Below are 18,527 nucleotides of genomic sequence, written 5' to 3' on the forward strand. Positions count from 1 at the left end.
TCGCACGTGACACTCTTAGCCAACGAAAAGGGCCGTACACGTCCAATCGGATCGATCTCAACTTGAATGGTATGGCCGCTCACCCAAGCGTTCCACCAGCCTGACGAGGTAGCCATCGGGATCCTGGACAATGAACTCGCGCTGGCCCACCTCCACGGAATCAACCCTGTACCAGGTATCCGTACAGTCTCGAAACAGGCTGAAACCCGCCAGGTCAAGGCGCTGGATGATGAGCCCAACCGCAGGAACGTCCACCTGCAGATTGATACCTCTTCCAAATGGCCGGGCCAATGGCGCGGCGAGCCATTGGCTTGCCGAGGCATCAACCTGTTCGAGCATGACCTGAGCGCCATCCAGATCCAGGTAAGCGAAGCCATCTTCCGGGCGCTGATACGCCACCTTGAAACCCAGGCAGGACACCCAGAACGCAAGGCTGCTCTGCAGGTCGGTGACCATCAGTTCCGGCACCAGCTTGTTGCGATGAAACATGAGCTGCCTCCATGCATCAGGATCGCTCGCCACAATCGGGACACTCCAGAAACAGAAAACCCGCTGCATGCGGGTTTCAATGGAGTGCATTGTCTGGTGCCGGAGATAGGAATCGAACCTACGACCTTCGCGTTACGAGTGCGCTGCTCTACCGACTGAGCTACACCGGCGGGAAATGCATTATTCAGCAGGCGAAGCGCGCCACTCAAACGTTTTCTAGACGCTTAAAAGGCACACCTCTTATTTGGCCAGTTCGATGCGGTCTTCATGGATGTGAATCAGCCCCTGCTTGTACAGACCGCCAATGGCTTTCTTGAAGTTACCCTTACTGACCCGGAACATCTCGCTAATACGTTCTGGCGAACTTTTGTCGCTTACCTCCAGCGTGCCGCCACTGTCACGCAGGCGGCTGAGAATCTGCTCGCTGAGACCACCCGCCGCTTGCTGGCCGATCGGCTGCAGGCTGAGGCTGATCTTGCCGTCGCTGCGCATGTCCTTGATGAAGCCCGGCTGGCGGATGCCTGCACGCATGAAGCCGATCACTTCATTCTTGTGGATCAGCCCCCAGTGCTTGCCATTGATGATGGCTTTGAAGCCCATATCGGTAGGCTCGACCACCAGCAGATCGACTTCTTCGCCGGCCTTGTAGGTCGCTGGCACCTTGTCCAGGTAACGATCCAGCCGCGCGGTCGCGGTGATGCGGCGGCTGCGTTTGTCGACGAACACGTGCACCACGCAGTAATCACCGATCTGCAAGGGCCGCTTCTCTTCGGAGTGCGGCAGTAGCAGATCCTTGGGCAGGCCCCAGTCGAGAAACAGGCCAACGCGATTGATGTCGGCCACTTTCAGGCTGGCGAACTCGCCGACTTGCACCTTGGGTTTCTCGGTGGTGGCGATCAACTTGTCTTCACTGTCCAGATAGAGGAACACGTTGAGCCAGTCTTCCACCTCGCTCGGCGTCTCCTTGGGGATGTAACGCTTGGGCAGCAGGATCTCGCCATCCGCCCCGCCATCCAGGTACAGACCGAAGTCGGTGTGCTTGACGACCTGCAAGGAATTCATACGTCCGATAACAGCCATGGTGCCTACCCTCATTTTCAGGCCGGCAGTTTACCCGAGTCGCCTGCGGGATTCTCGGCTGTGCGCGCCAGGTTGAGCGCATTTTCTGCCCACTGGTCATTGAGTGAACAGCGAGGCGCCCAGCGGTGGTACAATACGCGGCCATCTTGATTTCTCGAGTAGGTTAAATGGCCGTCATGCGCGTCAAAGCATCCCAGAGCAAAGCTAAACCAGCCCCAGCTGTCGAAACCAGCGAATCGATCGACGCCCAGATAGCGGCGTTTATCAAGTCCGGCGGCAAGATCCAAGAGATCGCCAAAGGTGTGAGCGGCCAGACCAACGGTCCAGCCAGCCGTCACATTACTATCGCCAAGAAGTAATACCCGTCTGTATCGACCTGCAGCGCCTGCAATGCCGGGCGCCAGGTCGGCAGCCTCCCTAGCCCGTCCGGGCAATGATTTGAACGACTTATTTCTCGTCTTTGCAGCTTGTCGCTAGCGATGAGCACGCGCATGTTTCAGAATGATGTCAGTCCGCTTTCAACGCAGTCGGTTCTCCGGCTCAGCGTCTTGTCTATTTGCCACGTCGTTTAACCGATCTGATAAAGCTCGAGCGGGCACGTCGTTCACTGGCAATTGCTTAAGGAATACAAGTGCGTTTTTTCAGCCCCTGGCTGCAGCGACCCGTCAGTGCTCTGGCAGCGCTGGTTGTCTTGTTCATTTTGCTTCCTTTGATCAGCCGCTACACATTGGGCTGGTCGCATCCCTTCGGTTATCTCTCGGATCTGGCCATCGGCAGCCTGTTGCTGTGGCTGGTACAACGCCGCAGTCTGTTGCTCGGCATTCCGCTGATTCTGGGCTGGGTAACGCTGAACCTCGGTACCGCCGAGTTGGTCAGCGCCGTAGGGCGAATGCCGGAGCCGGCAGATCTGCATTACCTCACCGATGCACAATTTATCAGCCACTCGACCCAGGGCGGCGGCCTCACACATCCCTGGTTGGCTGCCGGGCTGATCTCGGCTGCGCTGGCGTTCTTCGCCCTGCTTGCCGTCAGCCGCAAACAACGCACCAGCAAACCATCGACGGCCTGGCTGCTGCTACCGTTCGGCCTGTTCAGCGCACACAGCATCTCCCAGTACCACAGCCCCAGCGAAGCGGATCAGTGGTTGCAGTTCAACCTGCCGCACAAGTGGCTGGCGGAAGGTATCAGCACCGCTCAAATCGGCGTCGAAGACTGGATCGCCCGGGGCCAGCCAAGCAGCCCACCGGACGTAACCGGACTGACCCGGCTGGACATGGACGGTACCTCGCTATTGAGCGAGCCCGGCCGCGCGCGCAATGTTCTGATCATCACCCTGGAAGGTATTCCCGGCGCCTATATCGCCGCCAGCCGCCAGGCCATCGGCAGCAGCTACCAGGCTGACCCGATGCCACGCCTGAGCCAATGGGCCGAACGCGGCATGCTGACCAATGATTACGTACTGCACGGCCACCAGACCATCCGTGGCCTCTACGCGATGCTCTGTGGCGACTACGACAAGCTCGCCTCGGGCACGCCGAAAGGCATCGAGCTACTGGCCAATGCCGAGCGCAGCGCCCAGTGCCTGCCCGCACAACTGCGCGAACAAGGCTTCAGCACGCACTTCCTGCAGGGCGCCGGGCTGCGTTTCATGGCCAAGGATCAGATCATGCCGCGCATGGGGTTCGAAAAGACCTTGGGCCGCGACTGGTTCCGCAACACGCCCTACCTCGACTTCGCTTGGGGCATGGACGACAAATCCTACTTCGAAGGCGCGCTGACCTACGTTGATGGCCTGCGCAAGCAGAAAGCGCCTTGGATGCTGACTCTGCTGACCGTCGGCACCCATCAGCCCTACTCCGCCCCGGCCGACTACCTCGACCGCCACCCCAACGCCAAACAGGCGGCCATCGCTTACCTCGACGATGCTGTTGGCGAGTTCCTCGAGGCTCTGGACAAGCGCGGCATACTCGACGACACCCTGGTGATAGTCACCTCCGACGAGTCCCACGGTATCGAGAACGTGCGCCTGGCATCAGCCTGGGGCTTCAACCTTATGCTGGCGCCAGAGCAGGCTCAGTTGCCGTCGATCAAGACAGGCGTTTATGGGCACGTCGATCTCACCGCCTCGGTTCTCGATTACTTCGCCCTGCCCTTGCCGGCGGATATCGCTGGTCGCTCGATGCTGCGTGACTACGCCCAAGGCCGCGAGATCATCTCCTACACCAACGGCTTGCTGCGCGAGCACGACGGCCACGGCACACTCACCGAATGTAATTTCCAGCAGGTCTGCCGCCGCTATGCCAGCCCAGGCTTCATTGCCGATCACGCACACTACCTCGGCCGCGTCAGCGGCAAGCCGGCGCGTCTGGTGAGCCAGCGTGCAGAGTTGCTGGATCGTTCACTCAGCGATGGCCAGGGCAACCAGCTGCTGCAGTTCGCCAGCAACGAACGTATTCGCTTGCGCACTACGCCAGGCGACGACTGGGCCGACAACCTGATCGGTGCCCAGTACCTGGAGCTGCCGAAAGGCACACAGACGACGGTGACGCTGAAGATCAATGCACTGAAGATGGCCAAATCAGGCGCTACGCTGCGCCTGAAAACCAAGGAATTCGACCGTGATGTGCTGATCAACATCCCGGAGATTCCGCTGTTGAAGGAAGGCCAACCCTTGGAGCTGAGCTTTGCCTTCGACAACCTCGATACGCGCAAGGCGTTTTCCTTCCACCTCGTGGGCGAAGGCAAAGGCTCCATCGAAATCACCGATTTCAGCGTCGCTACGCGGCCGATCGAAGCCGAACTGCTGGCAGCTCAGGCAGAGGAAGAAAGTGCAGAATTGACCCAGTGAGCCACGCTCACTGGGCTCAATAAATCGCGTAACGCCGTTCGATCTCAGCGTACTCGCCGCTGGCACGGATAGCTGCCAAGCCCTTATCGAAGCGATCACGCAGCGCCTCGTCGTGTAACCCCAGATGGTATGGGGTGGCGGGAAAGAGCGGGTATTCGATGACCGGCTGGCCGACATCGACCTGGGCATACACCTCGCGGTTGAAGTAATGCAGGATGCGCCGGTCACCAATTACTACATCCACACGCCCGCTATAAAGCAGTCGATTGCGGGCGACCTGCTGGGCTTCCTCATGATAACGGGGGTTGTCTTCGGCCATTTGCCGGAACTCGTCGCCGAGCAGGAAACGGGCGCGCTGGAAAGCGCGAACCGAGTAGTGCCGCAAATCACTGATGCGCTCTATGCGATAGCCGCGAGATGCCAATGACATGGCAACGTTCTGGTAGTAGATGTAAGGCTGCGAATAGAAAGGCGCTGCCCCATCCTTGGAGCTTGTGGTGGTCATCGCCTCAATCTCACCAAGCTTGAAGGAACGATGCAGGCGCTCCATGGGCGAGTAATAAGGCTTCACCGTAAAGCCGGCGGCACGCGCAGCGGCGACCACTACGTCATACTCGAGCCCTCTGTTTTGCCTCTCGAAGACATAGGGTGGCTTGTGGGTGCCAAAGCCGATTCTCAACTCCTCGGCCACGCAATCCAGCGCGAGGAGCAACAATCCGACTACCCACCACTTCATGCGCATAACTGCCACTCATCGGCTCCGTAGCCAGTTGGTATAGCGGGGGCGAATCACGCTGTCCAGCACAGTACTCATCGCCCATACCAAAGCTTACCAGCCACTGCGCCCATCACCGGTATTCAAACTAGCGTGGCCTTGGGCCCCAGCCCATCGAACACCTCTGGCGTGAGCGCCGCCAGCCCGTGTTGGTCGAGCACCTCACGCGGATGCTCTTCCCCGGGGAAGGTGCTGTCGATCATGCTCAGCAACTGGGAGCCGCGCGGGGTGAGCACAAAGTTTTCCCCATTGCCGCCCTCACTTTCCGGGCGTGGTTCGATAAAGCCGCCAGCGAGCAGCGTGGCTTCATAGCGATCGGCCTGGGCCTTGAGCCCGTCGATATCCTGTACATCCTGACCAGCCTGCTGCAGCGCCTCGGCCAGTTCCTCGGCACAGCGGCGCGGCACGAACGCCTGGCCGGCGCTGTTCTGGACTTCGTGCAGTATGCGCTCGATGAGATCCCAATTATGGGTTTGGGTCTGAGTCGTCATATCATCATCTCCCACCATTTAGGGCACCCGATGGGACTATCGGATGCGGCGCCCGTTGGCACCTGTAAACGTGTGACGCTGCTGCATTGGGCAAGGTTCGCCCTATCTGCCCAAACGCAGCCTGAACCAAGGCAAACGCCGCCAGTCTGAGGCGCATCTTCCCCTTCGCACAAAGGACTCACCCATGCTCCGCCGGCTACCGCTGCGCCCCGTTCTCAGCGCCCTGCTTCTGGCGACCATCGCGCCATCGGTACTGGCGGCCGAGCCGCTGCGGCTCAAGCATCTGTACCGCTGTGAAGACGTGCTCGATAGCCAGCGCCAGACCTTCTGCCTCGACGCCCGCGGCATGGCAAGCGGCGACCTGCAGGTGTTGCTCGACGGTAAACCGCTGCCCGCCAGTGCAGTAAGCCGTCGCGATGGTCTGCGTATCACCCTGAACAGCGACAGCTACCGCAGTGGCCCGCTGTGGCTGCAGCAGGGCGACGCAGTCAGCAATCCGGTGTGGCTGTCCATGGCGGGCAGCCATGTACTGGCAGCCAAGCCGAGTGAAGTGGCCAAGAACATGGATGGCCTGAACACCTACGTCGACCTGGTCAGCGTGGTCATCGAAGAAGACGCGAAAGGCCTCGAGACGGCCAAGGCACTGGCGAAGAAATACGGTGCTGAAGTGGTCGGCGCGATTCCGCCGCTCAATACCTTCCAGCTGCGTCTGCCAGCCAAGGATCTGATCCAGCGCGATGCCATGGTGCTACGCCTGGGCAGCGAGCTGAGTGTGGATGCCGTAGTGATCGAAGAATCCTCGGCAGAGGAGCAGGAAGCGCCAGCTGGTGAATACGCAGATGCTCACCTCGACGAAGAGGAATGGGCAGCGAACCGCTTTATCGATGCGGTGAACTACTACCAGCGGCGTATCCCGTCCAAGCGCTCGCCCATCGAAACCAAGCCCGTGCGCATAGGCCTGATCGAGCGCAATGTCGACTTCGACGCCCCGGACTTCAAGGATTACCTCGGCGCCGCCGAGCGCGATGGCCATACCCCTCACACTCGCCTGTACAGCCGCGACGCCGACAAGCCGAATGGCCATGGCTCCACCGTTGCCGGCATCCTCGCCGCGCGCTGGGACAATGGCGGCAACACTGGTTTCCTGCGTGGCCTGGACGGCGCCGGCCCTGGCTTCGAAGTGATTGTCGACCGTAACTCGGATGCCGGCATCACCGCCAACATCGCAGCCTCGGTCAATCTGGTCGAAGATGGCGTTCGCGTGCTGAACTGGAGTTGGGGCATTCACCGCGTCGGCGCCAAGAACATCCATGGCGACGAGATCGATTCGCTGGTGCGCTCGGGCATTGCCATGAGCGGCTACGAGGAACTGCTCGAAGAATTCTTCCTGTGGCTGCGTCGCGAACACCCGGATGTGGTGGTCATCAACTCCGCCGGCAACGGTGCGTCATTCTCCGGCGCCGACGATTACCGCTTGCCCTCCTCCTTCGTCACCGAGCAACTGTTCGTGGTGGGCGGCCACCAGCGCAGCGAGCGCAAGGACGTCGCGGTAGACGACCCGGCTTACGTTACCCGGCGCAGCTCCTCGAACGTCGATACCCGCGTCGACATCACCGCTGCCGCCTGCGTGCGCGCTTCAACCGCAGAAGAAGGCAAACAGGGCAGCGTGCATTGCGGCACCTCCTACGCCACGCCACTGGTGGCGGGCGTGGTCGCGGCGCTGATGTCGATCAACCCCGAGCTGCATCCTGATCAGTTGCGCATGCTGCTGCGCCGCAGCGCCATGACCATCGGTGAGGAATTCGACTTCGAGCCAACGGATGCAGACGACCTGACGGCACCAATTCTGCCCTCCGAGCGCGGCTTCGACCTGAACGACAAGGACATCGGCCGTTCGGCCAGGCTGGACATGCAGAAAGCCCTGGATCTGACGGTGCGCAGCCTGGACAGCGTGAAATAGCACGCCGGCCGATAGCCTGAACCTTCACGCCAAGCAGGCACTCAATCCCAGGACATGACCCTGCCAAGCGTGAGGAACTGAGCATGATCAAGCATATCGCGCCACTCTGCGGCCTGGCCCTGGCGCTCTACGGCACCGGTCACGCACAGGCCTGCACGGCCGACGAAGCCGCCGCCAAAGCCCAGGAGCTGGCTGCAAAGATCGAGGAAATAACCCAGCGCGATCCCGAACGGGCCGCCCTGTTGCGCCAGGAACTCAAGGAAGCGGAGCCGCAAACCGAAGCCGACAAGCTGGGCACCGATTGCGACGCCTACGACCAGCGCCTGCGCGAGCTGGAAGAGATCGGCGGCGAGGTCGAGGAACAGGTGGAGTGAGGCTGAGCTGACAGGCGCGGCATGAGCGCGCCTGTCAGCAGCCCTGACGCATCAAGCGTCGGCGGAAGGCGCCTTGCGCTTGAGCGGCGCCAGCCCATCCTGGCTGACCAAGGTCGGGGCATCACTCTTCGGCTTGTTCACCGTGTTGCGTTTGGCTGGAGTTTTCGCCGCTGGCTTCTTGGCGATCTTCTTGCCGGTTTTCGGATCAATCTTTTTCTTCTTCGGGCCAACGGCCTTGCCAGATGCCTTGAGGTTCTTCGGCCCCTGGTAGATGCCTTTGTGCTCCTTGATGCTGCGACGCTCGAAACGCTGCTTGAGGTAGCGCTCGATGCTCGACATCAGATTCCAGTCGCCGTGAGTGATCAGCGAGATCGCAGTGCCTTCGCTACCAGCACGGCCGGTGCGGCCGACGCGGTGTACATAGTCGTCGCCGGAGCGCGGCATGTCGAAGTTGATCACCAGATCCAGTCCATCGACGTCCAGACCGCGGGCGGCCACGTCGGTGGCGACCAGCACTTTCACGGCGCCCTGACGCAGGCGGTCGATGGCCAGCTTGCGGTCCTTCTGATCCTTCTCGCCGTGCAGCACGAAGGTCTTGAATTCCTTGGCCACCAGCTTGCCGTACAGACGATCGGCCTGGGCACGGGTGTTGGTGAAGATGATCGCCTTGTCGTAGGTCTCGTTACTCAGCAACCACTCGACTAATTGCTCTTTGTGATGGTTGTGGTCGGCGGTAATGATCTGCTGGCGAGTGCCCTCGGCCAGCTCGCTGACGCGGTTGAGCTGCAGGTGCTCGGGGTCACGCAACACCTTGCCAATCACCTCACGCAGGCCGGCGCCGCCACTGGTGGCGGAGAACAGCAGGGTCTGGTGCGCGTTGCCGCACAGCTCAGCCAGGCGCAGCACATCTTCGGCGAAGCCCATGTCGAGCATGCGGTCGGCTTCGTCCAGCACCAGCATTTCCACGTCTTCGAACAGCAGGTTGCCGGCGTTGGCATGCTCGATCAGACGGCCCGGGGTACCGATCAGGATGTCGATCTTGCGCAGCATGGCGGCCTGCACCTTGAAGTCTTCACCGCCAGTGACGAGACCGGCCTTGAGGAAGGTGTACTGGGCGAAGCGCTCGACTTCCTTGAGGGTCTGCTGGGCCAGCTCGCGGGTCGGCAGCAGAATCAGTGCACGCACGCTCAGGCGCTGCTTGGAATTACCGTCGCCGAGCAGGCGGTGGAGCATCGGCAATACGAAGGCAGCGGTCTTGCCGCTACCGGTCTGGGCGGTTACGCGCAGATCCTTGCCCTGCAGCGCAGGCGGAATCGCCGCCACCTGTACCGGAGTCGGCTCGACGAAATTAAGCTCGGCCACGGCTTTGAGCAGGCGTTCATGCAGGGCAAATTGGGCAAACACGGGGCAACCTCGATGCAAATGCTAAATCAGCCGCATAGGTTACCGCGTTCGCGCTCCGGGGCCGAATGCTTTCTCCGAACGGATGGCTGAAAACTGTCAGATGGCCGGCCGCATGCGCCATTGTTTGATCAGTAGACGTCCACTGTCCCAGCCCACCAGTACCACTGCCAGCCAGATGGGCAGGTAGGTGAGGAATTGGCCGGAGTCGAACTGCTCGCCCAGAAACAGCAGAGAAACCATGAACAGCAGCACCGGCTCCACATAGCTGAGGATGCCGAACAGCCCCAGCGGCAGCAGCCGCGACGACGCCATCATCGCGGCCAGGGCGATGGTGCCCAGCAATGCCATGCCCGGCACCAGCCACCACAATCGAGGGAATTCGCCGAATACGTTGTCCGGCGCCCACTGCAGGATCAGCCAGATGGCCAGTGGCGTCAGCATCAGCATTTCCAGAATCAGCCCGGACAGGGCATCCAGACGCATCCAGCGACGCAGCATGAAATACGGTGGATAGCCCAGCGCAGTGACTAGCGTCACCCAGGAAAATGCCTGGGAACGCCACAGCTCATGCAGGACGCCAGCAAAGGCGCAGGCCACGGCAATCTTCTGCAAGGGGCGCAGTCGCTCGCCATAGAACACCCGGCCAACCAGCACCATGGCCAGCGGCAAGAGGAAATAACCCAGCGAAACATCCAGCATGTGCCCAGTAAGCGGCGCCCACACGAACAGGAACCACTGCACGCCGATCAGTACCGCCGAAAGCGGCAAGGCGGCCAACAGCAAAGGCTCGCTGCGCAGGCGCTGCAGGACAGCGAGCAGCACCGGCCACTGACGCAGCACGGTAACCAGCAACAACACCGCCGGAATCGACCAGAGCACGCGCTGGGCGAACACTTGGAAACCGTCCAGCGGCGTGAGCATCTGCACGTAGCCAGGGATCAGGGCGAACAGGATCGAGGCGCTGACAGAGAACACCACACCACGTCCGGAAAGCGTCATTGCGCACCTCGAAGAGAGAGAAATCACCCACGCTGTTCAGGCTATCAGGCGGCCGCAATAGCGGCACCAAAACGGCGCAGACAGACATGCCAGCGACGCTGTCGCGAACGGCGGCGCACCATAACGGTTCAGCGCAAGGCAAACAATCATCTGCGCCACGAAACTCCAGGCAAAAAAAGGAACCGCCGAAGCGATCCCTTGGAAAGTCGCACCCAGGAGCACCGGGTGCGAGTGGAGATTCATATCACTTGAGTCAGGCGCAGCTCGGCGGCTTCCAAACCCTTGGCCATGAACTCGGCACCGAGGTTGAGGCCCTCGGCATGGATGAAGGTGACGTCGTGGATACCCATGAAGGCCAGCACCTGACGCAGATAAGGCTCCTGATGATCCTGACAGCCGCCCGCATAAATGCCGCCACGGGCGGTGAGCACGAAAGCGCGCTTGCCATGCAGCATGCCTTGCGGACCGTTTTCGCTGTAACGGAAGGTCACCCCGGCACGCAGCACGTGGTCGAACCAGGCCTTGAGTGTGCTGGGAATGGCAAAGTTGTACATCGGCGCGGCCAGCACCAGCACATCGGCAACCAATAGTTCATCGATCAACTGATTGGCGCGCTGCAACGCCGCGCATTCGGCTGCGCCATGCTTTTCAGGAGGTTGCGTCCAGGCGTTAAGCAGGCTGGTATCGAGATGGGGTAACGGCTCGACGCCCAGATCACGACGGCAGACGGCGTCGTTGGGGCGCTTCTCGCGCCAGTGCGCCAGAAGGCGCTCGGTCAGTTGTCGTGAAACCGAGCCGTGCTGCCGCGCACTGCTTTCAATCACTAACAACTGAGCCATGGGGTCACTCCATCGATAGGCGGGTATCAAACGATGGGCGCGAGACTAGATAAACGAGGTTCGATAATAAAGCGTAAATATCCACCACTAAATATCGATGAAGTTGATTTGTTCGGGATCAGACCCTAGGCTGCTCGAAGTTTCAGGTCACTGTGGTTCGCAGGTCAGCTGGACACGCAGACGGATGATGCTGCGGGCGAATTTCACCGTCAGGTTGCCGCTCTCCCCCGCTGCCAGATTGGCGCTACGGGTACGTGGCGCTTCCGGGCCGTTGCGAAACACCGCTTTGCAGGAAGCCGCCGTTTCGCCGTAGTTCTGTACCCGCACCGCCGCCATGTTGTGGTCGATTTCCTGGGAGCTGGCCGATACCTCGGCGCCATTGAGCTGCTTCTCCAGTTCGATGGGATAAGCCTGAGCTGCCAGCGGTAGCAAGGCGATCAGCGCACAACAGAGTTTTTTCATGGCCAGCCTCCAACGGTGGGCCGTCAGTTTAGGGCCAGTACCCTGCCCGTGCACAGGGGCTGGTAGAGGAGATGAAATGAAGGCCCCACGCGTAACCCTTGATCAATGGCGCACTTTGCAAGCCGTGGTCGACCATGGAGGCTTCGCCCAGGCCGCCGAGGTACTGCACCGCTCGCAATCATCGGTCAGCTATACGGTGGCGCGCATGCAGGAGCAGTTGGGTGTGCCGCTGTTGCGTATCGATGGGCGCAAAGCTGTGCTTACCGAAGCGGGTGACGTGCTGTTGCGCCGTTCCCGGCAACTGGTCAAGCAGGCCAGCCAGCTCGAAGACCTTGCGCACCACATGGAACAGGGCTGGGAAGCCGAGGTTCGTCTGGTGGTCGACGCCGCCTACCCGAGCGCGCGGCTGGTGCGCGCACTCACCGCATTCATGCCGCAAAGCCGTGGCTGCCGTGTACGCCTTCGTGAGGAAGTGCTGTCGGGTGTCGAGGAAGTGCTCAAGGAAGGCGTCGCCGACCTGGCGATCAGCGGCTATAACATTCCCGGCTTTCTCGGCTCGGAAATGAGCCCGGTGGAATTCATCGCCGTGGCCCATCCCGATCACGCCCTGCACCGCCTACAACGACAGTTGAATTTCCAGGATCTGGAAACCCAGATGCAAGTGGTGATCCGCGACTCTGGTCGCCACCAGCCCCGCGATGTCGGCTGGCTCGGCGCCGAACAGCGCTGGACGGTGGGCAGCCTGGCCACTGCCGCCACCTTCGTCGGCAACGGCCTGGGCTTCGCCTGGTTGCCGCGCCATATGATTGAGCGTGAACTGAGCGACGGTCTGCTCAAGCCCCTGCTGTTGGAAAAGGGCGGCAGCCGCAGCCCGGTATTCTTTCTCTACGCCAGCAAGGACAAAGCCCTGGGGCCGGCCACGCAGATCCTCACCGATCTGATTCAACGCTTCGATGCGGCTCCGCTTAATGCGGCCTTCGCCTCGCCGCCACCGGCCTGATCAGCGTTCGATGACCTGTTTCGATAGGCCATCGCTGCAGGCTTACAACGCAGCGTTTGAACTCCCAGCCTGCTTGCCTTTCTGCATGAAGTCGAAAACACTGCTGCCACCTCACCTCAGGACTAGACACGATGTTGAAGAAACTCGCCCTTACCGCCTGCTCTCTGTTGTTCACCGCCCAGCTTATGGCCGCCGAAAACCCAGTGGTGCTGCTGACCACCAGCCTGGGCGAAATCGAAATTCAGCTCGATGAGCAAAAAGCGCCGATCAGTACCAAGAACTTCCTGGCTTACGTGGACAGCGGCTTCTACAAAGGCACCCAGTTCCACCGCGTGATTCCAGGATTCATGGTGCAGGGCGGCGGTTTCGACGAGAGCATGCGCCAGAAGAACACAAATGCGTCGATCAAGAACGAAGCCGACAACGGCCTGCACAACGTGCGCGGCACGCTGGCCATGGCTCGTACCCAGGCGCGTGATTCGGCGACCAGCCAGTTCTTCATCAACCATGCTGACAACGCCTTCCTCGACCATGGCTCGCGGGACTTCGGTTACGCCGTTTTCGGCAAGGTGACCCGTGGCATGGAAGTGGTCGACCGCATCGCCCAGGTGCGCACCGCCAACCGCTCTGGCCAACAGAACGTGCCAGTGGATCCGATAGTGATTCTCGACGCCAAGCGCCTCTGATACTGCTACCCTCCTGCAAGTAACCCGCGTGCCAGAGCACGCGGGTTCGCCTCTGAGCCCATGTGCTCATATCCCTCAGCATTCCAGCCGGCAGGCCTGCCCTGTCGGTAGCAACAAGCAAAACGCCCGCCCATTTGCCAGAGCAGACTGTGCCCCATGTTGTTCCGCCGCTTCGAAAACCTGATCGATGTCTTCAAACCCAGCCCTGACGTAGCACCGCCTGAAGGCATGCTGCGGTTCTACGCCCATTACCTCAAACAGGTCTGGCCGTTGATGATCGCCGTGCTGGTGATCGGCTTCTTCGCAGCGTTGATCGAAGTGGCGTTGTTCAGTTTTCTCGGCCAGTTGATCGACATGGCCCAGGCGACCACCGACGCACGTACGTTCTTCGCCGAACACCGCAACGAACTGCTGTGGATGGCGCTGGTTGCGTTGATCATCAGGCCCTTCGTGTTCGGCCTGCACAACCTGCTCACCCACCAGGCGATCAACCCGGGGCTGACCAACCTGATCCGCTGGCAGAACCACCGCTACGTGCTCAAGCAGAGCCTGAACTTCTTCCAGAACGACTTCGCCGGGCGCATCGCCCAGCGCGTCATGCAGACCGGTCCGTCGCTGCGCGATTCGGCCATGCAGGTAATTGATGCACTGTGGCACGTGCTGGTCTACGCCGGCAGTGCGCTATACCTGTTCGCGGCCGCGGATCTGCGCCTGGTGGTGCCACTGTCGCTGTGGATCATCAGCTACAGCGCGGCCCTCTGGTACTTCGTGCCACGCATCAAGGAGCGCTCGGCAGCCGCTTCGGCAGCGCGCTCCAAGGTCATGGGCCGGGTGGTCGACGGCTACAGCAACGTCGCCACGCTGAAGCTGTTCGCCCACTCCCGCGAGGAAGAAACCTACGCTCGCGAGGCCATGCAGGAGCTGCTCGATAAATTCCGCCTGCAGTCGCGCACCATCACCAGCCTGGACTTTCTGATCACCTGCATGAACGGCCTGCTGATCGTCGGCACCGGCGCCCTGGCCCTGTGGCTATGGAGCGAGTCGATGATCAGCACTGGCGCCATCGCCCTGGCGCTGGGCCTGGTGATCCGCATCAACAACATGGCCGAATGGATCATGTGGGTGGTCAACGGCATCTTCGAGAACGTCGGCACCGTGCAGGACGGCATGCAGACCATCGTCCAGCCGCGCGAGGTGCTCGACCGCGAAGACGCCAAACCGCTGAAGGTGCAGCAAGGCGGCGTGCGCTTCGACGACGTGAACTTCCACTATGGCAAGAAAGGCGGCGTGATCAGCGGCCTGACCATCGACATTCGCCCTGGCGAGAAGATCGGCCTGGTGGGCCCGTCGGGCGCCGGCAAGTCGACCCTGGTCAATCTGCTGCTGCGCCTCTATGACCTGGAAAGCGGGCGCATCCTCATCGATGGCCAGAACATCGCCGATGTCAGCCAGGAAACCCTGCGCGCCAACATCGGCGTGGTCACTCAGGACACCTCCCTGCTGCACCGCTCGATCCGCGACAACCTGCGCTACGGCAGGCCCGATGCCAGCGATGAAGAACTCTGGGCCGCTGCCCGCAAGGCCCGCGCGGACGGCTTCATCAACACGCTGGACGATAGCCAGGGCGGCGTCGGCTTCGAAGCCCAGGTCGGTGAACGCGGGGTCAAGCTATCAGGCGGCCAGCGTCAGCGCATCGCCATTGCCCGGGTACTGCTCAAGGACGCGCCAATCCTGGTGATGGACGAAGCCACCTCGGCCCTGGACTCGGAAGTCGAATCGGCCATTCAGGAAAGTCTGGACAGCCTCATGGACGGCAAGACGGTAATCGCCATCGCCCACCGGCTATCCACCATCGCGCGCATGGATCGCCTGGTAGTGATCGACAAGGGCCAGGTGATCGAGACCGGTACCCACGCCGAACTGATCGAGCGCGGCGGCCTGTATGCCCGCCTGTGGCAACACCAGACAGGCGGCTTCGTCGGCGTCGATTGATGCTGGCGGGGCAGTGCCGGCCTGAGTACGCCAAGCAAATCGTTAGCTTGCTAACATCATCATTTTTCATGATGTCCACTAGCAAAGGCATCAATTTCCGCGATGCCGGCATTACTGGTCATATAAGTCCCACGAGGCAACGAAACCGATTGGATCGGTCAGGCTGCCTCACATCGAAATGATCGAGGACTTCATCATGAAAATTGCAACTGCCGTTACCGCCCTGCTTTCCAGTCTCGCTCCTGCCGTGTTCGCCGCCGACATCCATCCCAAACCCGGTGCTGGCCTGCCGACCGAGGACTATCACTACGGCATGAAAGTCGATGTGCAGAAAATCCTGTACCGCACCGACGTCTCCGACAAGAGGGGTGTCGTGCCGGTGATCATGGTGTTCACCGACAGCCAGGGCGAAACCCACAAGATGCGTTTCCTCGAGTGGGGCGGCCGCTACGACGGCTGAATTGATCGCGTGCTGCGCTGGCGCGCTGTGGGCAACCGCAGCGCGCTACTGCTTCAGGTCAGGCCTGCCTATACGGCAACATCTCCCGCGCCTGCTCTGCGTAGGCCAGTACGCCCTCTCGCTCCTCCTGCAGAAACCCCGCCACCGCATCACGTAGCCCGCCATGCACCAGGTAGTGCCAGGAATGGGTGATGACCGGTTCGAAGCCGCGAATCAGCTTGTGCTCACCCTGTGCGCCCGCGTCGAAGCGCTGCAGACCCAGCTCGATCGCCTGCTCCATGCCTTGGTAGAAACAGGTCTCGAAGTGCAGCCGATCAAACTCGGCCAGGCAACCCCAGTAACGCCCATACACGCTGTCGCCACCTAGCAGGCTGAACGCCATGGCCACCGGCTGTGCGCCGCGACAGGCCAGCACCACGCGAATGGCCTCGGGCATGCGCTCGGCCAACAGGCTGAAAAAGGCCCGGCTCAGGTAAGGTGCCTGACCGCGTATATGGTAGGTATTGGCATAGCAGTGATAGACGAAGTCCCACTCCGCCTCGCTCAACTGCTGCCCTTCGCGCCAGTCGAAATGGATGCCCTGCCCCGCCACCTGCTCGCGCTCCTTGCGCATCTGCTTGCGTTTGCGTGAGCTGAGGGTGTCGAGAAAATCCTGAAAATCCCGGTAGCCGCGGTTATGCCAGTGAAACTGACAGCCCAGGCGCTGCAGCCAACCCTCGCGTCCCTGCAGCACCTCATTGTCAGCGGCATCGGTGAAGTTCACGTGCAAGCTGGACAGCCCCTGTTCCTGCAGAGACGCAGTAACTCCGTCGAGCAACTGCCCCGCCGCATCGGCCGTACCCAGAAGACGCTGGCCGGTCACCGGCGAAAACGGAATGGCACCCAACAGCTTGGGGTAATAGGCGATACCAGCGCGACGACAGGCGTCGGCCCAGCCATGATCGAACACGTACTCGCCGGAAGAATGGTATTTGACGTAGGCCGGCAGCGCCGCCAGCGGCTTGCCATCGGCACCGAGCAGCACCTGGTGCGCCGCCTGCCAACCGCTTCGTCCGCCAACGCTGCCGCTGTCTTCGAGGGCGCTGAGAAAAGCGTGGCGCAGAAACGGCTGGGGGCTGCTGAGTAGGCCGTCCCAGGTGGCGGCGTCGAATTCGTTGAGGGCGTGCAGGCTGTAAACAGGCATCGGCAATATCCGCGAGCAATCAGCGCACACTATATAGCCAAGTGCCCGGTCAATAAAAAACCCCGCACTAGGCGGGGTTCAAAGGAGCACCACGTTTGAAACTTTTTGCTTAGAACGCGTATTGGGCGCGGAAGACCATGCCATCACCGTCGTCATCGCCATTGGCGTTGGTAGCGTTGTCAGCCTTGGCCTTGACGTACATGCCGCTTACTTTGATCACATCGTTGACGTACCAGTTGACGCCCAGGTTATGAACTTTGGCTTCGACATCGCCAACGTTTGCGAAAGCGCCATTGTCATCATCGACCGACAGGTTGTCGTAGCGGTAAAACAGTTCCCAGGCACCGATCTGCTTGTTCTCAGGCTTGATGCTGTCGAACTTGCCGAGCTTGTAGCCACGGGCTTCGCCGGTCAGCGTGTAGGCAACCTGGCCGTAATAACCCGTGGCCTTGATGTCCTGGAACGCGGCGTCATCGGCCTCCAGCTTACGCTTGATGTATTCGCCCTGGATCGAGAACGGGCCTGCCGCAAAGGCAGCTTCCAGACCCATGGCGGCATCGTCGCCATAAGAGCCGGCTACCAGGTTGTTGGCACCACCCAGTACCAGGCGGTTGCCATTGGTACCGGCGTCATTGCCACCACCGGTGCTCACACCACGCATACCCATGCGGCTGCGGATGCGGCCATCGAAGGCAGTGTCGGATAGATCGCGGTAGGCATAGTTGAAACCGACGTGCAGTACGTTACCGGCCTCGTGCATCGGTGCAAAAACGCCGCGCAGGTTGAACTGCTTGGTGCTCTCGCCATCGACGTCGTTCTGATCCTTGGCGCTAACACCAACCGAGCCGTAGAGGGAGTCAGCCGCAGTACCAGAAACTTGGACGCCGAGGCCATTCTGGTGGGCGTTGGCCCAGTCGACCAATTCGTAAGCAGCGTTACGCTCAGTAGCTGTCACCCACTTCGAGCTGGTGGCTTTTTCCAGGCCGAACTCCGGGTCGAAACGGCCAACTTTGATAGAGATCGGAGCGAAGCCGTTGTAGGCGATGGAAGCCTCATCGAAATAACCATCTTCCTGGCTACCCGAGTTGTGCGAGAAGTCGTAGCTCAGAACGTAGGCCCAGTCTTTGTAGACATAGCCGGAGAGTTCAAGAAACGCGCGGCGCAGGTAGGCAGCATCAGCGTTGTCACCGTTTACGGTGTAGATACCATCGAAAGTGCTGTAGTCAGCTTGTACACGGCCACCGAGCTTGAAACCGAACTGCTTGTCAGTGGTGGCAACCTCAAGGCCGCCTTTGGTTTTAACTACGATGTCAGCGCCGTCGGTGGTGACGGTGCCGGCGAAAGCCTGGGCGGAAACGGCCAGAGCCAGGGCGCTGGCTGCGAAACCGGCGAAGTGCTTACGGATCATCGAGAATTCCCCTAATTGAACTTAAGTGCTGAAAAACACCCGAGCTTGGCGCTCGTTCGTGCTGGGGGAATCTTGGC

Annotated in this window: 18 protein-coding genes and 1 tRNA gene; 8 read left to right on the forward strand and 11 right to left on the reverse strand. The window is 60.8% G+C overall.

Annotated elements, in window-relative coordinates; translation table 11 throughout:
- Positions 1-57 precede the first annotated feature (57 nt).
- The 3 genes from ACZ3GY_RS10565 to ACZ3GY_RS10575 form a co-directional block, all read right to left on the reverse strand.
- The gene (locus tag ACZ3GY_RS10565) at positions 58-489 is read right to left on the reverse strand and encodes a bleomycin resistance protein (RefSeq protein ID WP_463564293.1); all 432 of its coding nucleotides are present in this window, start codon (positions 487-489) and stop codon (positions 58-60) included.
- A 94-nt stretch (positions 490-583) separates the two neighbouring features.
- Positions 584-659, reverse strand: a tRNA-Thr gene (locus tag ACZ3GY_RS10570).
- Positions 660-729: 70 nt separating this feature from the next.
- Positions 730-1,569, reverse strand: coding sequence for a CvfB family protein (locus ACZ3GY_RS10575; protein ID WP_465909975.1), 840 nt, complete (start codon positions 1,567-1,569; stop codon positions 730-732).
- 167 nt (positions 1,570-1,736) lie between these two features.
- Between ACZ3GY_RS10575 and ACZ3GY_RS10580 the strand changes: the two genes are divergently transcribed.
- Together ACZ3GY_RS10580 and ACZ3GY_RS10585 are read left to right on the forward strand one after the other, a co-directional pair.
- Entirely contained in the window at positions 1,737-1,928 is a 192-nt protein-coding gene (locus ACZ3GY_RS10580; RefSeq protein WP_225831056.1) for a PFL_1563 family small protein, read from the forward strand.
- 272 nt (positions 1,929-2,200) lie between these two features.
- Positions 2,201-4,417, forward strand: a complete 2,217-nt coding sequence (locus ACZ3GY_RS10585) for an LTA synthase family protein (RefSeq protein WP_465909976.1) — start codon at positions 2,201-2,203, stop codon at positions 4,415-4,417.
- 16 nt (positions 4,418-4,433) lie between these two features.
- On the opposite strand, the gene ACZ3GY_RS10590 is transcribed toward ACZ3GY_RS10585, so the two are convergent.
- A complete protein-coding gene (locus ACZ3GY_RS10590) occupies positions 4,434-5,159 on the reverse strand; it encodes a substrate-binding periplasmic protein (protein ID WP_465909977.1) in 726 nt (241 codons plus the stop codon).
- 116 nt (positions 5,160-5,275) lie between these two features.
- Positions 5,276-5,683: a PTS sugar transporter subunit IIB gene (locus tag ACZ3GY_RS10595; RefSeq protein ID WP_463564289.1), complete on the reverse strand. Its 408-nt coding sequence runs from the start codon at positions 5,681-5,683 to the stop codon at positions 5,276-5,278.
- A 184-nt stretch (positions 5,684-5,867) separates the two neighbouring features.
- On the opposite strand from ACZ3GY_RS10595, the gene ACZ3GY_RS10600 reads away from it, so the two are divergent.
- Both ACZ3GY_RS10600 and ACZ3GY_RS10605 read left to right on the forward strand, forming a co-directional pair.
- The gene (locus tag ACZ3GY_RS10600; protein ID WP_465909978.1) at positions 5,868-7,643 is read left to right on the forward strand and encodes a S8/S53 family peptidase; all 1,776 of its coding nucleotides are present in this window, start codon (positions 5,868-5,870) and stop codon (positions 7,641-7,643) included.
- A gap of 83 nt (positions 7,644-7,726) precedes the next feature.
- A complete protein-coding gene (locus ACZ3GY_RS10605; protein WP_463564287.1) occupies positions 7,727-8,017 on the forward strand; it encodes a hypothetical protein in 291 nt (96 codons plus the stop codon).
- A 51-nt stretch (positions 8,018-8,068) separates the two neighbouring features.
- On the opposite strand, the gene ACZ3GY_RS10610 is transcribed toward ACZ3GY_RS10605, so the two are convergent.
- The 4 genes from ACZ3GY_RS10610 to ACZ3GY_RS10625 all read right to left on the reverse strand — a co-directional run bounded on the left by ACZ3GY_RS10610 (position 8,069) and on the right by ACZ3GY_RS10625 (position 11,721).
- Positions 8,069-9,421: a DEAD/DEAH box helicase gene (locus ACZ3GY_RS10610; protein WP_465909979.1), complete on the reverse strand. Its 1,353-nt coding sequence runs from the start codon at positions 9,419-9,421 to the stop codon at positions 8,069-8,071.
- A 96-nt stretch (positions 9,422-9,517) separates the two neighbouring features.
- On the reverse strand, positions 9,518-10,420 hold the full coding sequence (gene rarD / locus ACZ3GY_RS10615) for an EamA family transporter RarD (protein WP_465909980.1): 903 nt from the start codon (positions 10,418-10,420) through the stop codon (positions 9,518-9,520).
- A gap of 239 nt (positions 10,421-10,659) precedes the next feature.
- Entirely contained in the window at positions 10,660-11,259 is a 600-nt protein-coding gene (locus ACZ3GY_RS10620) for an FMN-dependent NADH-azoreductase (RefSeq protein ID WP_465909981.1), read from the reverse strand.
- A gap of 147 nt (positions 11,260-11,406) precedes the next feature.
- Positions 11,407-11,721, reverse strand: coding sequence for a 3-phosphoglycerate kinase (locus tag ACZ3GY_RS10625; protein WP_463564284.1), 315 nt, complete (start codon positions 11,719-11,721; stop codon positions 11,407-11,409).
- A 76-nt stretch (positions 11,722-11,797) separates the two neighbouring features.
- On the opposite strand from ACZ3GY_RS10625, the gene ACZ3GY_RS10630 reads away from it, so the two are divergent.
- From ACZ3GY_RS10630 to ACZ3GY_RS10645, 4 genes are all read left to right on the forward strand, one after another.
- Entirely contained in the window at positions 11,798-12,721 is a 924-nt protein-coding gene (locus tag ACZ3GY_RS10630) for a PA3225 family LysR-type transcriptional regulator (RefSeq protein WP_465909982.1), read from the forward strand.
- 131 nt (positions 12,722-12,852) lie between these two features.
- Positions 12,853-13,407, forward strand: coding sequence for a peptidylprolyl isomerase (locus ACZ3GY_RS10635; RefSeq protein ID WP_463564282.1), 555 nt, complete (start codon positions 12,853-12,855; stop codon positions 13,405-13,407).
- A 156-nt stretch (positions 13,408-13,563) separates the two neighbouring features.
- Positions 13,564-15,399 carry an ABC transporter ATP-binding protein gene (locus ACZ3GY_RS10640; RefSeq protein ID WP_465909983.1) on the forward strand — a complete coding sequence of 612 codons (1,836 nt, stop codon included), beginning with the start codon at positions 13,564-13,566 and terminating at the stop codon, positions 15,397-15,399.
- 196 nt (positions 15,400-15,595) lie between these two features.
- Positions 15,596-15,859, forward strand: a complete 264-nt coding sequence (locus ACZ3GY_RS10645) for a DUF2790 domain-containing protein (protein ID WP_463564280.1) — start codon at positions 15,596-15,598, stop codon at positions 15,857-15,859.
- Positions 15,860-15,917: 58 nt separating this feature from the next.
- Here ACZ3GY_RS10645 and ACZ3GY_RS10650 read toward each other — a convergent pair whose 3' ends face one another.
- A complete protein-coding gene (locus tag ACZ3GY_RS10650; protein ID WP_465909984.1) occupies positions 15,918-17,042 on the reverse strand; it encodes a GNAT family N-acetyltransferase in 1,125 nt (374 codons plus the stop codon).
- A 109-nt stretch (positions 17,043-17,151) separates the two neighbouring features.
- Positions 17,152-18,450, reverse strand: coding sequence for an OprO/OprP family phosphate-selective porin (locus ACZ3GY_RS10655; RefSeq protein WP_225831028.1), 1,299 nt, complete (start codon positions 18,448-18,450; stop codon positions 17,152-17,154).
- Between the last annotated feature and the right edge of the window lie 77 nt (positions 18,451-18,527).

Source organism: Pseudomonas sp. PME37.24/006 (assembly GCF_055556635.1).